The 13,498-nt window shown below is 58.8% G+C and carries 16 protein-coding genes and 2 pseudogenes; 11 read left to right on the top strand and 7 right to left on the bottom strand.

From position 1 onward, the window contains the following. The first annotated feature begins 319 nt into the window (after window positions 1–319). A complete protein-coding gene (locus E5P2_RS21575) occupies window positions 320–1,393 on the top strand; it encodes a cell division protein FtsZ (protein WP_162569201.1) in 1,074 nt (357 codons plus the stop codon). Window positions 1,394–1,538: 145 nt separating this feature from the next. Next, window positions 1,539–2,003, top strand: coding sequence for an HAD domain-containing protein (locus E5P2_RS21570; RefSeq protein WP_162569200.1), 465 nt, complete (start codon window positions 1,539–1,541; stop codon window positions 2,001–2,003). Between the two features lie 84 nt (window positions 2,004–2,087). Here E5P2_RS21570 and E5P2_RS21565 read toward each other — a convergent pair whose 3' ends face one another. Next, window positions 2,088–2,609 carry a hypothetical protein gene (locus tag E5P2_RS21565; RefSeq protein WP_162569199.1) on the bottom strand — a complete coding sequence of 174 codons (522 nt, stop codon included), beginning with the start codon at window positions 2,607–2,609 and terminating at the stop codon, window positions 2,088–2,090. A gap of 105 nt (window positions 2,610–2,714) precedes the next feature. Further along, window positions 2,715–3,950: a hypothetical protein gene (locus E5P2_RS21560; RefSeq protein ID WP_162569198.1), complete on the bottom strand. Its 1,236-nt coding sequence runs from the start codon at window positions 3,948–3,950 to the stop codon at window positions 2,715–2,717. Window positions 3,951–4,065: 115 nt separating this feature from the next. Between E5P2_RS21560 and E5P2_RS21555 the strand changes: the two genes are divergently transcribed. The 9 genes and pseudogenes from E5P2_RS21555 to E5P2_RS21515 all read left to right on the top strand — a co-directional run bounded on the left by E5P2_RS21555 (window position 4,066) and on the right by E5P2_RS21515 (window position 9,539). Then, window positions 4,066–4,278 carry a helix-turn-helix domain-containing protein gene (locus tag E5P2_RS21555; protein WP_162569197.1) on the top strand — a complete coding sequence of 71 codons (213 nt, stop codon included), beginning with the start codon at window positions 4,066–4,068 and terminating at the stop codon, window positions 4,276–4,278. Window positions 4,279–4,549: 271 nt separating this feature from the next. Further along, window positions 4,550–4,897: pseudogene (locus tag E5P2_RS21550) on the top strand (IS30 family transposase); the annotation flags it as partial. Between the two features lie 47 nt (window positions 4,898–4,944). Further along, complete coding sequence (locus tag E5P2_RS21545) at window positions 4,945–5,595, top strand: hypothetical protein (protein WP_162569196.1); 651 nt, start codon at window positions 4,945–4,947, stop codon at window positions 5,593–5,595. A gap of 120 nt (window positions 5,596–5,715) precedes the next feature. Further along, window positions 5,716–6,039, top strand: coding sequence for a DUF6966 domain-containing protein (locus E5P2_RS21540; protein WP_162569195.1), 324 nt, complete (start codon window positions 5,716–5,718; stop codon window positions 6,037–6,039). Between the two features lie 247 nt (window positions 6,040–6,286). Further along, window positions 6,287–6,745 (top strand): annotated as a pseudogene (locus tag E5P2_RS21535) (IS3 family transposase); the annotation flags it as partial. Between the two features lie 699 nt (window positions 6,746–7,444). Continuing rightward, window positions 7,445–7,837: a hypothetical protein gene (locus E5P2_RS21530; protein WP_162569194.1), complete on the top strand. Its 393-nt coding sequence runs from the start codon at window positions 7,445–7,447 to the stop codon at window positions 7,835–7,837. An 8-nt stretch (window positions 7,838–7,845) separates the two neighbouring features. Next, on the top strand, window positions 7,846–8,295 hold the full coding sequence (locus tag E5P2_RS21525; protein ID WP_162569193.1) for a hypothetical protein: 450 nt from the start codon (window positions 7,846–7,848) through the stop codon (window positions 8,293–8,295). A gap of 244 nt (window positions 8,296–8,539) precedes the next feature. Continuing rightward, window positions 8,540–8,911, top strand: a complete 372-nt coding sequence (locus tag E5P2_RS21520) for a DUF2493 domain-containing protein (RefSeq protein ID WP_162569192.1) — start codon at window positions 8,540–8,542, stop codon at window positions 8,909–8,911. 271 nt (window positions 8,912–9,182) lie between these two features. Beyond that, window positions 9,183–9,539 carry a hypothetical protein gene (locus tag E5P2_RS21515; RefSeq protein WP_162569191.1) on the top strand — a complete coding sequence of 119 codons (357 nt, stop codon included), beginning with the start codon at window positions 9,183–9,185 and terminating at the stop codon, window positions 9,537–9,539. Between the two features lie 89 nt (window positions 9,540–9,628). Here E5P2_RS21515 and E5P2_RS21510 read toward each other — a convergent pair whose 3' ends face one another. The 5 genes from E5P2_RS21510 to E5P2_RS21490 form a co-directional block, all read right to left on the bottom strand. Further along, entirely contained in the window at window positions 9,629–10,036 is a 408-nt protein-coding gene (locus E5P2_RS21510) for a DoxX family protein (RefSeq protein WP_162569190.1), read from the bottom strand. 210 nt (window positions 10,037–10,246) lie between these two features. Further along, window positions 10,247–10,624: a hypothetical protein gene (locus E5P2_RS21505; RefSeq protein WP_232080793.1), complete on the bottom strand. Its 378-nt coding sequence runs from the start codon at window positions 10,622–10,624 to the stop codon at window positions 10,247–10,249. 60 nt (window positions 10,625–10,684) lie between these two features. Next, on the bottom strand, window positions 10,685–11,263 hold the full coding sequence (locus E5P2_RS21500; RefSeq protein ID WP_162569188.1) for a hypothetical protein: 579 nt from the start codon (window positions 11,261–11,263) through the stop codon (window positions 10,685–10,687). 380 nt (window positions 11,264–11,643) lie between these two features. Further along, window positions 11,644–13,092 (bottom strand): IS1182 family transposase, encoded by a 1,449-nt coding sequence (locus E5P2_RS21495; RefSeq protein ID WP_162569187.1) that lies wholly within the window; start codon window positions 13,090–13,092, stop codon window positions 11,644–11,646. A gap of 238 nt (window positions 13,093–13,330) precedes the next feature. After that, window positions 13,331–13,492 carry a hypothetical protein gene (locus E5P2_RS21490; RefSeq protein WP_232080792.1) on the bottom strand — a complete coding sequence of 54 codons (162 nt, stop codon included), beginning with the start codon at window positions 13,490–13,492 and terminating at the stop codon, window positions 13,331–13,333. Between the last annotated feature and the right edge of the window lie 6 nt (window positions 13,493–13,498).

Here is a 13,498-nt window from a genome sequence, read left to right as displayed (position 1 = left end):
TTGGGATTTGAGCTGATATTCATGTGATTTGGATGGTGGGTTGAGTAATACCCGCATCGTCACATGTGCCTGTCGTCAGCTAATAAGAATTCGACAAGCAGCGCCTTTGCGGGCGCGTTCGGCTTGAATTCCGAGCCTTTATTTTACATCAATTTAGATTAATGACGGAATTTCACAATGCAAAATAATAAGAAAAAGCTGAAATTTGAGCTTTTGACGAATATTGCCTATTGATCCGTGAAATTCCAATGATATTTCCACAAGAACAGGAAATTCAATCCGTCTAGAATTCGATCTCCTATTTTGAAAGGAGATTCATATGCCAAAATCCGCGGTAAACCAGGAAATCAGCGAACCCCGTATTAAGCGAATCAAGGTCTTTGGCGTGGGCGGTGCCGGAATCAATTTGATCGAGTACATGATGAAATATCCGGCCCCGGGCGCGGAATTCATTGCGGTCCACGGTAGCGCGCAGGCTCTGGCGCAAAGCTCAGCGCACAAGCGGTTCTTGTTGGGCCGGACAGGTCGCTCGCAGACCCTGGCCAGCCAAGCCCGCTACGTGGCTGAAATCGTCATGGATGACTTGCAGGGGCTGATGCTCGGCGCAGACCTGATCCTGATCGTGGCGGCGATGGGCGGCGCGACCGGGAGCGGGGCGTCTTCGGTGATCGCTCGCATCGCCCAAAGCCTCCAAATTCATTCGGTCGCTATCGTCACGAAGCCGTTCGAGTGGGAGACGACAGTTCGCAGGGTGGTGGCGAACGAATCGGCCGATCAGCTTGCCTGCTGTGCGGATTCGGTGATCGAGGTGTTCTGCGATAGCGCAGCGCAGGTGCTATGCGACTACGAGATCGACTGCGACCAAGCGATCGAAGTCGTCCAAGTTGCGGTTGGAGGAATTGGCGCCGAGATCGTTGGGATCGTGAATGCGCCTGGACTCGCGTTGGGTGACTCTTCGGGAGGTGGTCCTGAGATGGCGCCCCTGAGCTTTGATGACTTCCGAACCGTGTTCCGCGCCCCCAGCAAAGCCTTGATTGGCACGGCGGCGGGGGTAGGCCCGGGTCGCGCGCGGATGGCCCTGCGAGAGGCCCTGAGCAGTCCGCTCTTGGAAGGCCTGAACCTCTCGGACGCTAAGCGCATTCTCGTGTCGATCACGACGGCGCCGGGGACGCTCAGGAGCGAGGAGGCGCAGTCGATTGTGGAACAGGTGCGGGCGGCGGTGGGCCACGCGGACCTGAGGTTCTGCACGACGACAGATCCGAGCTATGGCGATCAGCTGCGTGTGACCGTCTTTGGAGTCGGGCTGCACCGGCACTGGGAGAAACCTTCCGCGGAGTGGATGGAGCGGCATCACATGGCCAGGCGACTTCCGGGTGCGCCGGTACCCAAGTAACGAGCGCGATCGAGAAATTCAGATCTCGGCAATCGAGCGTCCATAGGGCTTCGGCATCGACGGGGGGAGTCTTTAAGAGATTCGCGGATGAGCGGCCCGATTCCAACGCGAAGAACGCCTATTTTTATTTTGATCCCAAAGAACTATGCGGACCTTTATCTTTTTGGATTTTGACGGAGTGCTCCATCCGGACCCTTGCCGCAAATCAGATTACTTTTGCCAACTGCATCTGATCGAAGACGTCTTGCGCAAGAAGCCAGAAGTCAAAATTGTTGTGAGTTCGAGTTGGCGATTCGATCACGAGCTAGAGCGTTTGAGAGAATTCTTTTCTCCTGATCTAAGGAGCGTCGTCGTTGGTGTGAACCCGGTCGTCACTCGCTCCGACGGCGAAGGTTGGATTCCGAGGCATCTTCTTTCCCATCATCGAGAGTGGGAGTGTCGCAAGTGGCTTCGCCAAAACCATGCTGCCGATGCTCTTTGGGTTGCCATTGACGACATGCCGGCATGGTTCACACCGAACTGTGAAAATCTTATTGTGACGGCGTCTGCGGTCGGTTTTCAGCCGGAGCAATCATGGCAGCTGGAACGCTTGCTGGAGCAGTCGCCGTAGCGCGTGCGAGGGCGACACTCGTGTGAATGTGCATTCTCGATCCCGGCTACACAGTGGCGCGGCAGCCCCGCGCGACTGCAATCTTCACCGTACCAAGCTCATTTCGGTTCGCATCTGTTCCGCGGCGTACGCGTCCGTCCGATGCGTGTCCACGGTTTTCAGTTGCCCCTTGGCAACATCCTGCGCGATCAAGTACGCCACCGTTCCTTGAACGAGGGGCAAGGTCTGCGGCGGACTCATCATCGATGTGCCCGGCATAGGCAGAGCGTTGATTTCTGCGCAGCCACGCTTCTTGAGAGAAAACATCTCTTGGCACAGCAGGAATTTCGTGCCGGTCAAAAGGGCATGCTGGTCACGCATGTAGGCGATCCACACTTCATCGACATACGGTGTTTGAGGCGATGCGTTCAAGGCCGCCTTCGTATGTGCGAGCGGGAGGATCCAGATGACACCCGTCTGTTTCCTGCCGGCCATTTCTTGCAGCTTCGAAGCAGGCACTGTGTACCCGTAAACCTCGCCTTCGTGGAAGGTCCAATTGTGAAAATCTTGTGCTTGCGCCGAAACGAGGCATAGCGCAGCCAACGCAGACACGATCGCCTTCTTCAATGTGAACTCCTCATAGGCCTAAAACGGCCACTTGTTGTTGATAAGGACCCGCGCTCACGAATGCGAGGTCTCAGACGGTGTCGCATTCGAAGGGGGCTGGAAAACCTATTTGCTCGGGTCTTGACTGTCGACCATGGCAACGGTCTTGCCGTCTTCGACGACCTGGTTTCCATCGAACACGCTGGTTTCCATCTTGCCGAGCGCAGGTATGGTCAATGTGACCGTATCGCCGGAATGCGCGTAGCGGCCTCCGGGTGAGCAGGTTCCGAATTCAGGCGTCCATTTCGGCTGGGCATCTTTGCTCAAAAGAGCGAAGTAGTAGAGGACTTCACAGCTGTTGCCTCGGCCACCGCTGCTGGCGACCAGGACCGCATCACGTCCGCTTGAAAGCGCAAACTTCGCGACTGGCTGCTGCCACTGGGCGTCGCTGCCTTGAAAGAGTGGCTTGCCGTTCAGCAGGATCTGTCGATCGCCACCGTCAGGCTGCTGCGTCTTCAGGATCCCGGCGACGGTGCTGAACGGTTGGTCCGAGCCGGTAGTCAATTCGCCGGAGCCTGAAGACTGGGAAGGCGCCGGCGCTGCGGGGGTAGCAGCCGTTGGCTGAGTCGCTGAGGCGGCAACTTGGATTGCATTGATCTGAGGTGCCGGCGCGGCCGCTGGGGCTGCGGGAGCGGGTGGTATCGGCGGTGCGGACGGTGCAGGCGACGCATTCGAAGATGTCGTCGTGGAGGCAGCAGCTTGGTACGGCGCGAGCGCTGAAAACTTGAAAATGAACTCTGGTCCCTCGAGCTTGCCTATCAACGTCAGACTGCCTTCTTCCACGCATTCGGTCTTGCCGATATCGGGAAAGAAATTCCCGGAAAAGGTCACCGCTTGTCCAGGCTTCATTCCCGAGGCGATCTGGAAGACCGGATTGCTGGGATCCATCAAAGTGCCGAAGAAAGAATCGGATACCGCGTTATTGGTCGTCTTTACTAGGACATCCGGAGAAATCTCCACTTCGAGAACGCCCTTGCCCTCGCTGTTCGAGGTGATCTTCTTGACCGTGCCTGTCCAGTTGCGGGCGACTAGGTTTTGCGGCTTGAGGGTGCTGCAGATCGCTTGATCGCGGGTCGCCTTGGCTGACCCTCGCTGCATATCGTTCTGCGCGGAGTTGGAGGCGCCTTGGGCGATGGCGACGGCGTTGATGAAATTCTGCTCGTCGGCGGGCAGGTTCAGCGTCACCTTCGAAACGCCTCGGCCCTTGCCGGCGGCGGCGAGGATGACGACTACGACGATCAGCCAAAACCACCATCTTTTGAAGATCGATTTCTTGACTTTGGGCTGTACTGCGGTATTCACGGTCTGTGCCTCCTAGTTTTCACCAAGCGCGGCCATCCGCGGAAGCCTTCGGATAGCTCGATGTCACGATTAGTGTGTTCACGATTAGATCACAAAAGGTAAGCATGCGCTCTGCATGAAGCCTCTTCGTATCCGGTTTGGAGCCCGCATCCGCCAACTGCGCATGTCGGCTGGATACACACAAGAAGAGTTCGCCGACAAGTGTGGATTTGCCCGCACTTATATGAGTCGGATCGAAACCGGAGGTGCGAATCCGTCTCTTGACGCGATTCATACGCTGGTAACCGCCTTGCGCTTGTCGCTGGCTGAAGTTTTTTGCGATCTCTAGCGACTTCACGCTTGTGGCTCGAGCTTGCCTCGCAACATTTCCCCGAACGTACTTCGGAATGGTCGAGCTTTGTCGGTTGCCTCGTCCATGCCATTTCTTATAGGTCTCCCTTGCAAGGTGGTTCGTCAGTCTCCAGGTGTTGCGTTGGCGTTCGGCGGGTGACGGCAAAGACCGCATCGTCGTGTGCACCCGCCTGATCGGGACCAGATCCTGACCTCAAGGATGGAGCTGGAACTCGAGCGGCAGCTTGTTGCCATGGTGGTTTCATCCGAAGACGGTCGTCAATGCGCTGGTCAAGAATGCTCGCAAGCTCCCGCAGGAGCTCTACAAATCGCTGACCTGGGATCGAGGCAAAGAGATGGCAGGCCACAAGCACTTCACGTTGGCCACCGACATCAAAGTCTACTTCTGCAATCCTCAGAACCCTTGGCAACGCGGAACCAACGAAAATACGAACGGCCTGTTGAGACAGTACCTCCCCAAAGGCATCGATGTCTCGACCTACTCGCAAGCCAAGCTGAATGCGTTGGCGCGGAGGTTGAACGAGCGCCCCAGGAAGACTCTCAACTTCCAAACACCTGCTGAAATGTTCAGCCGAAGCGTTGCATCGACCGGTTAAGTCCGCAGCCAAAACCGGACGGTCGGCCTCACCCTTCAATAGACCCGATGAAGCAATCAGAACTCAGCAGAAAAGTTGGCGCTTGCCTCAAGCATGAAGGCAAGACGCTCGGATGGAAAACGAGGGCCTATAGCGCCTTTCGCGTCGAGGGCGACATGTTCTTCTCGCTCTTGGTTTCTGGCCACGCGAAAGAGAAAGTGCTGTATCGCAGGTTGTCCTGTAAGCCGATGGCTTTTGACGCTCAACTCTGGAGAATTCTGGGCATGACGGACAATCTGCAGGAGCCCTTGGGCCTTCGCGCCGACGGGGCATACACCCTCTTCGGAATCGCGCTGTATGAAGGCTCTGTCGAAGTTCCCGAGTGGAGTGACGAGGGGTTGGCGAACGCGACTCGTCAGTGCCTATTGGAAGCAGAGGCATGCATCGAGTCCAATCTCCACCTACGAAGCGTCGATGCGTTCATGGAACTCGGTGAAGCTTTCAACGCGGACATCCTGAAAAGAGTGCCGAATACGGCGTGGAACTTTTGGAAAGAGCGCTTGATTTGCCATTTTCTCAAGGGAGAGATGGACCAAGCAATGTCGATTGCCGAAGCGCGCATCGCTGCGGGCGATTCGGGTCGCTTCGTCATCGGCGGACAGACGTTCTATCAGCTCGCGCAGCGGAAACTGAAGGGTCACACTGCATCAGTCGGGTGACCGCTTCGGAGCAGAGCCGTACATCCGAATTGGGCCCGAAGCGCCAGATGCCCGACCGGCTACAGTCGGCCAGGTGCAGCCATTCGCCAACTTCAATCAAGCGCTTCAAGTCGGGGAATCATGGACTCAGCGATTCAAGAACTATTGAGCACTCTTGAGGAGCTCGCGCAGCTACTCGAGAGCGACGGCGACCGTCATTGGAGTCTGTGGGTACGTCGGGCTGCTGGCAGATTGGCCGATGGCGACGGTTCAGGTGTTGAGTATTTGTTGCAGGCCTACGGCGGCATGGGGTCAATCAACGACCTCGTTCTGGGTCAAACAACCCGCGATGGCACCTTCGCCTGGAAGCCCGGGCATGAAGCGCTGAACGAGCGCTTTCAAGCGCTTAGCAGCAATGCATGGCATCTTGCGCAGGACATCAAGCGTTCGCGTACCGACGACTGACGCGCAGTTCCCCGTCTAGTCGCTCGGGGCTGCATTGAACGACTGCTTCGGAGCGGAGCCGGAGACGGCTTAGGGCCCATACCGGCTGTAGAGTTTCCTCCGAAGCGGGCGTTCAATTTGGCGCGATGCAAGGGGATTTCCGAGTCGCTCACGCCTTCAGCCGCTGACGCATCGAGCTCAAGCCGGGGGTCTGTCGAAGCAACGACGACACGCGAGAACTGAGCGGTTGCGTGTCAATGCGATCCGAGGCGTCAGTCGGCGCCGTGGCTTCATCGTGACCACGCGACGCGACCAGCGACAACCCCCGGCACCCGATCTGGTCAAACGCGAGTTCATTGCCTGCGGCCCCAACGAGCTGTGGGTCGCCGACATGACCTACGTGCCGACCTGGGCGGGCTTCATCTTCCTGGCCATCGTGCTGGATGTATGGAGCCGGCGTGTCGTGGGCTGGGTGATCGGCGAGCAGATGACCGCCGATCTGGTGCTGGCGGCGCTGAACATGGCACTGCAACCGCGCAAGCCCGACGGCGTGATCCATCACAGCGACCAAGGCAGCCAATACACCAGCATTGCCTTCGGCGAACGCCGCAAGAAGATGGGTGTGCGACCGTCGATGGGCACCGTGGGCGATGTCTACGACAACGCGATGGCCGAAAGCTTCTTCGCCACGCTCGAATGCGAGCTGATCGACCGGCGCAGTTGCCGGAGACACATACGTACAGAACGGCACACGTCACGCGTGGCGCAATCGCAGTTCGGAGCCGGCCAGCATCCTCGCGGTGCTGGTCGGAACAAGCCGCGAGCCGTCAGGTGTTTCTGTGGCTCAGAGCGAGCGGTGACCCGGCCCTGCCGGCTGTACCGCTGGCCACCTCTCCGCGGGGGACCGTCTCCAGCAACGGCCTCAGAGCTTTTTCGACCCTCGATCTCGGCCGCGCCGATTCGGGCTCCTCGGGGGAGTGGCGCACGCGTGTCAGTAACTGTGGTGGATTCGCAGTAACTGCGGCTCCCTATTGCTGAGCGGGCGAAGGTGAGCAAGATGCCGCTTTTGCGGGCATAGCGTTGCGACGCGCGCCCGGTAACGGATTGCAACGATGCACCCATGCTTCTCCACAGGCTTGTCCACCGCGCCGGTGGAGAACGTGTCGCTGAGGAATTGCCACTAAGGTGTCCTCGCTGCAGCCAATTGCACACATTTGTATTAACTGTGGCGATGAGCATCTTGCTGAGCGAGTGAACCCTGCGTGCAAAAGCGCGGTGGCGCTAGCGACTTCGAAGGGTAGGCGAGCGCATCGAGACCTGCGAAATAGTAGGTACACGTGGCTGTATATACTTATTTCACATTTTGCTTTACACAAGATTTACACTTGAACCAAGTTGTAAAAAATGAACAAGATTGGCAGTGCTCATGGACGGAATCTCGGTCTCCTTGCAACTGTTGCAGCGCGCGGTGGACGCCGTAGAGCAGACGATGCATCACGTCTTGAGAAGCGAACCAGACGTCCACTTCACGTCCCCAACGGACCTGCTTTCGCTTTCGCCAGCCGAGGAGGAGCGCGTGCGGAACGAAGAGACGACGAGCAATCTAAAACGCCCGGAGCTGGCGGCGATTCAGTTTTGCCTGATGTCTTCCATGGCGATGCTTGCCGTTTGCCACTCGCTGTTTGAAGAGCCTTCCGACCAAACGCCGTTCGACCGCGAACGCAAGTGGAAGAAGCTGGCATCCGATGCCAAGACTGCGGGTCGCACCGCATATCGCGCGGCGCTCGTACTTTCAGATCCCGCCTCCCGAGGTGAATGAGGACAGCTATGCAAACCCCAGACCTAGAGACCGTCGAGATGGTCAGAGTCGCGCTCCAGGAGGTGATCTCGGCGCGAGAGCATGGCGCCCAAGCCGTCCCGTACTTCGCTCCCACCGACATCGGCATGCTTTCTCCCGACGAGCGACAGAAAGAGTCGAAGGTGGAGGAAGAGACTGACTATGGAAATCGCGTGCGCGCTGGCATCCACATGACACTGTCTGCGGCAGTTGCGGCGCTTGAAGTTGCAGAAGCACTCATGAAGGACTTCGCTACTGTGGACCCCAAGGATCGGAAGCGCGAATTGGTTCGATGCTCGCTGAATGCTCGCGTTGCCAGGGACGCCGCTGGCGAAGCCGCGGCGGTCTTGTCCGGGCAGCAAGCTCCCAAGTCAGACGCGATGGTGGAGATCAAGCGGCTGAAGACGGCACTCTTTCAGCGATTCGGGATCGGCGAATAAACGCGAGTGCCTAGCATGGCCCTGTACTACACCACGCGATATTTCCAAGGTCTCATAAATCGCGGACATCGAGGCTATCATCGACGCCAGTTAGTGCATATTCACTCAACCCCGCTTCGGTGGGGTTCGCTTTTTGGCGATTCCATCTTTAAGCAGAAAGCATGAAAAGACCGCCGCAAGGCCGTGGACGCAAATGCCTAGATGTGGACCTGGGCGTTCTTCATGGACCGCCTGACCCGACAGCATGAGGGTACTTGTCTGTGGCGGACGCTACTACGACGACTGGACACTCATCGTGAATGTCCTCGACAACGTTCATGCACGCCAACCCGTCACGCTCGTGATCGAAGGCGGTGCGACGGGTGCGGACAGCCTCGCACGCCGATGGGCCATCGCACGAGGTATCGAAGTTGCAACGTACCGCGCAGACTGGGAACGCTATGAGCACCGTGCTGTTCCTATCAGGAACTCTCAGATGCTGCGCGAGGGTCGTCCGGAGCTCGTGGTTGCGTTCAAGGGTGGTCGCGGGACCGCGCACATGGTCACGATTGCTGCGGCAGCGCTCGTGCCGGTGCGGAAGACCTGGCTGTCCGCGGGTCAGGCTGGGCTTGCTTGAACCACGATCCCTCACCGCTCGCCAGGAATTCGTTTGCGTGGCAATCGCTGGCCATCGCCGAGCTCCGCATCACAGGGCCTGGGTCTGCGCCGTACCAACTCGGGAGCCCATGCGTTTCTGCGAGGGCGAGATGCATGTCGGGACCATCGGGGCAGTGACCGTATCACCGGGTGGGCACGAGGTTCATCTCGACCGCTTCGTGCCCTCAGCAGTCCCAATGCGGCTTAGCCGGGTGTCGAGGAATCTTGTGCTCGTTGAGGCAGTCGCATTCTTGGCTGAGCATTTCGCGGCAGTAACAACGATCAGGGTCTCTTTGAATTCGCCCATTGAAAGACGCGACGACTTCCTCAAGGTCGCGAGGGCTCGTGCCCAGATCCTGCGTCGGATCGGCGCTGAACAGATCAACATCATCCCCAACTTCGCGCCCTCAAATCGAGGCAATTTCACGGTTATCGGGGTCTGGAAGCGCAACCCGCAAAGCGTCCAAGTCTTCAATGCCGCTTTACGCCACGAACGCAAAGCACACCGATCTCGGAGGGCCGCTGCAACCACCGTCAGAGGCCGACTAGTAAAACTCGGTGAGCGGATCCGACGCCTGCTTTTCGGCTCGATAGAAAAAGGCATCTAAAGAACAGCCGCTTGACGTCGGTCTTCGATACCATGCTCACGACCGTCCCTGGCCCAGCCCTCGACATCGCGGACACCGTCAGCATCCGCTCAGTTGAGCTTATTGTCGCTCCCGCCCAGGCTGAAGCGGCCGGCGCCGAGCAAGGCCACGGCGACCGCCGAGATCAAGAGCAGACCCTCAAGTTCCAGCGCCCAGCCGCCAGCCTTGCCGATAACGAACATGTCCTTGTAGCGCGCCAGGCCGATAGCTACCACCATGTTGATCACGACGATCCAGGCCGCCGGTCGCGAATAGAGGCCAACGACAAGCAGCAGCGGCGCCACGATCTCGCCGACGTAGACCAGATAGGCAAGCGCGGGCGGCAGTCCGTGCGATGCGAGCAGGCCGGAGATGAAGTCAACGCCTCCGCTCAGCTTGCTGATTCCATGCACGAGGATGATGAGGCCAAGGCCAAGGCCAAGGCGAAGCACGAGTTTGCCGGCGTCGTCGGATCTCATGAGGCGCTCCTTAAGGTGGCAAGCCGCGATTGTCTTGCTCCCGGGTCTCGGGCGGAAGTATTCGTCGAGCAGCCAGCGCTACACCACCACATCGTGGCCGTTGTCTTTCACAACTCCCATCTCAGGCGTCCAGGCGGGCCGACTGTACGTGAATTGAGCCTTGTCGGTGGACGACCGGTCTTGGCCGATCACGGCCGCTCGCAAGGAACGTCATGCGAGAACCGCCGCGAATGCCCCGACGCTGAACGAACCCGCATAGAGGACCGTGATCCAGAACAGAGTCAACGCGCGCGTGTCAGCAACTTCTGCTGCAGGTTTTTCCGTGCCGAGCACTAGCCAAGAGAGCGCCCCGAGCCCTGGGCTCAGGTCACCGCCTCTGGCGCTGATCGCGGCGAGCACGCCCCAGACGAGTCCAAGAACGAGGCAAGTCACAAGGATGTAGCTTAACCAAGCTTGGGGAACCAGCCACGGCGTCACGAGCCCGGTGACTGCGATAGTCACTTGGGTGAAAAAGAGGCGCTTGTTTTTCATGGACGCTCGCTGGTTCGGATTTCTCTCGGCTAGAACCTGCATGATGGACTGTTCCATGCAGACGGGTGCGACCGACCGCTCTTGGCCGGCACCCGCCCCACGCTGCACTCAGAAAGCTCAAACCTTGGGGCACTTTCCCATCTGCTTCAACCGCACCAGTGCTGCCCCATCCGCTTTGGCAAAGTGCGCGCACATGAGTTCTTCCCCGTACGCCTGGCGAGCTGCTCTGGCTTCATCCGACTCAATCGCGGCCAAAGCTCGGCTTAGTGCTGCAGACGTGACAAACCGGTCAACTGCTGGCTTGAATCGGGCAGGAATTTGCTTCTCAGCCGCAGCGATTTCCGCCCGAGTAGTTCCCATACGAAATATTGGCTGAACCGTTCGCCCAGCTTCGCTGCTAGTGAAGCCAACCAGTTCCCGCACTTCTCCTGGTGTTAGCTGTCGGTCCAGAGCTTCGCCCATGAGTTCCTCGTACCTACTTGCGTCGAAGTAGCTCAGGGAAGCTTCGAGGGCGTCCGCAAGTCCAGGATTCTGAGTCTTGGCAGCCGAGGCCGAGTTCTTCATGGCAGCAACCGCGTAACTCGACGCGTTGAGATATCTCGCAATGGCAGCCGTCTCGCTGCTTGCCATAGCGGCAATTGGCATGGCAAACGCGGCAGCGAGCAGTACTGCGGCGGGGAACTTTGTGCTGAGCATCTTGGGTGTCAGGGATGGCGGCCAACAGTCGCCGGTTGGTTCTTCGATAGTCGGGACCGGCTCAAATATCGGCCTCGGCTTCATTCTCCTCGGAGGCCGCGTTGGTGTGCACGCGCTCCGGCCAGGAGCAGGTCAGACACCATCCATAGTGTTGCGAGGGAGCTGCGGAACGTCCGCTGTACGGCGAAGTGGACCCCGGCAGCGAATGTCGGGTCCTGGCCGAGGCTGTGTGCAAACAGCTTTGACTTGCGAGTATGCCGAACACACGGGCTTGTTCCCGTCATTGGCGCCACGGAGTCATCCAGTGGTCTTGTCGCGCAAACTCGGCGTTGCTCACGCCTCAGAGTCGCTGCACGAGTCGCGAAGGTCACCGAAGGGGCTCATGCCCCCAGCAATCTCATCGCCTTCGTCGTTCTGGCAATACCCAGGATCGCGATCACCCGCTTCAGGTTGTATGCCAGCACGTGCAGACTCATCTCGGTGTTCACGTGCTCCAGTTTCTTCGTGAGGAAGTGCGTCCAACCCATCCAGTGTTTGAGTGTCCCGAACACGTGCTCCACGGTGCATCTGCGCAGTGTCATGGCAACAGGCTTGCGGTCCAGGCGTTGCTGTACGCGCTCGAGCACTGCTTCATGCTCCCATCGCCGGATGCGCCGATAGTCGCTGGGCGTGCACCGGTCCTTCAGCGGGCAGTTGGGGCAGGCACTGGTCCAGTAGAGATGTGCTTTCAGGCCACTCTTCTCGATCGTGCTGAACCTGAAGATGGCTCGCTGCCCTGCGGGACACTGATACTCGTCGTCCTTCGCGATATAGATGAAGTCGCTCTTGTCGAAGCGCCCCTCGGCCTTGGCGTTCGAGGTCATCGGCTTGGGTACGTAGGTCGTGATGCTCGCGTCCTCGCAGGCCTTGAGCTCCATGCCGTTGAAGTACCCACGATCAGCGAGCGCTTGCAGTTTGGTCTTGCCCATCGCCTCGCGCGCAGCCTTGGCCATTTTGCTCAGTTGTGCACGGTCATTGCCGACGTTCGTCACCTCGTGCGCCACGATCAGGTGGCGCCTGGCATCGACGGCCGCCTGGACGTTGTAGCCCACCAGACCCGAGCCTTTGGCTTGCGAGTTCATCGAGCGCGCATCGGGATCGGTGAGCGAGTGCTGCCCATCGGGTTCCTTCTTCAACTCTTCCTTGGTGTCGTCGAGCCGCTTCATCTGCTCGCGCAGTTTCTTGATCTTGTCCTGCAAGCGCTCGGTCTTGGCTTCGACCTCCGTCGGCTGTGTGCGGTCGGCCGTCTCCAGGGCGTCGAGATAGCGCTGGATGCTCTGCTCGATCTGCCGCTGGCGCGCGTCGATCTTGCCGGCAGTGAAGTTGCGGTCGCGGCTGTTGACCGCCTTGAACTTGCTGCCGTCGATGGCGACGATGGCATGAGAGAACAGCTTGAGGTCGCGGCACAGGCCGACGAAGCGCTTGCAGACGTTGCGGATGCCGGGACCGTTGTCGTGACGGAAGTCGGCAATGGTCTTGAAGTCCGGCGCCAAGCGACCCGTGAGCCACATCAGTTCAACGTTGCGCTGTGCCTCGCGCTCCAGGCGGCGGCTCGACTGGATGCGGTTGAGGTAACCGTAGATGTAGAGCTTCAACAGGACCGACGGGTGGTAAGAAGGCCGACCCGTTGCCGCCGGATCAACGCCTTCGAAGCCCAGTGCGTAGAGATTCAGTTCCTCGACGAACGCGTCCACGACTCGCACCGGGTTGTCTTCGCCGATATAGTCGTCAAGGCACTCGGGCAGCAGAGTGACCTGCTGTCGGTCCTCGCCTTCGATGAATCGCTTCATGGGCCACCACCTCGCTCAGACGGGTTGGCTCAATATAGGCGACCATCGAGGGAGTTTCCACACAACCTCGGCCGAGGCTGTGTGAAAACGCGAACGCATCGACGTCGTCGAAACAATCGATCGCTCAGAACGGCGTAGGTCGCGTTTTCTCGAAGGCGCCAAGGGGTCGAAGACTCCCAAAAACATCGCTCAATGACGTTTTCACACAGCCTCGGCCGCTTGCCGCCGGACGACGCCTTCATTTGAAGGCCAGCATCACAGCGATAAATCCCGCAAACAGCAATCCGTAGAAGGCCATCCCTAGCAACTCCTGCCCCGTGACAGTGACGACTCGGCGTCCGTCGCGAACAAAGCTGAGCGCGCCTGCCGCCGCAAAAATACCTGATTCGTTGCCCATCATCGATTC

It is taken from the genome of Variovorax sp. SRS16 (assembly GCF_901827165.1).
Taxonomy (GTDB): domain Bacteria; phylum Pseudomonadota; class Gammaproteobacteria; order Burkholderiales; family Burkholderiaceae_C; genus Variovorax.
Note: the sequence above shows the minus strand (reverse complement) of the source record. Positions and strands in the feature narration are given on the sequence as shown.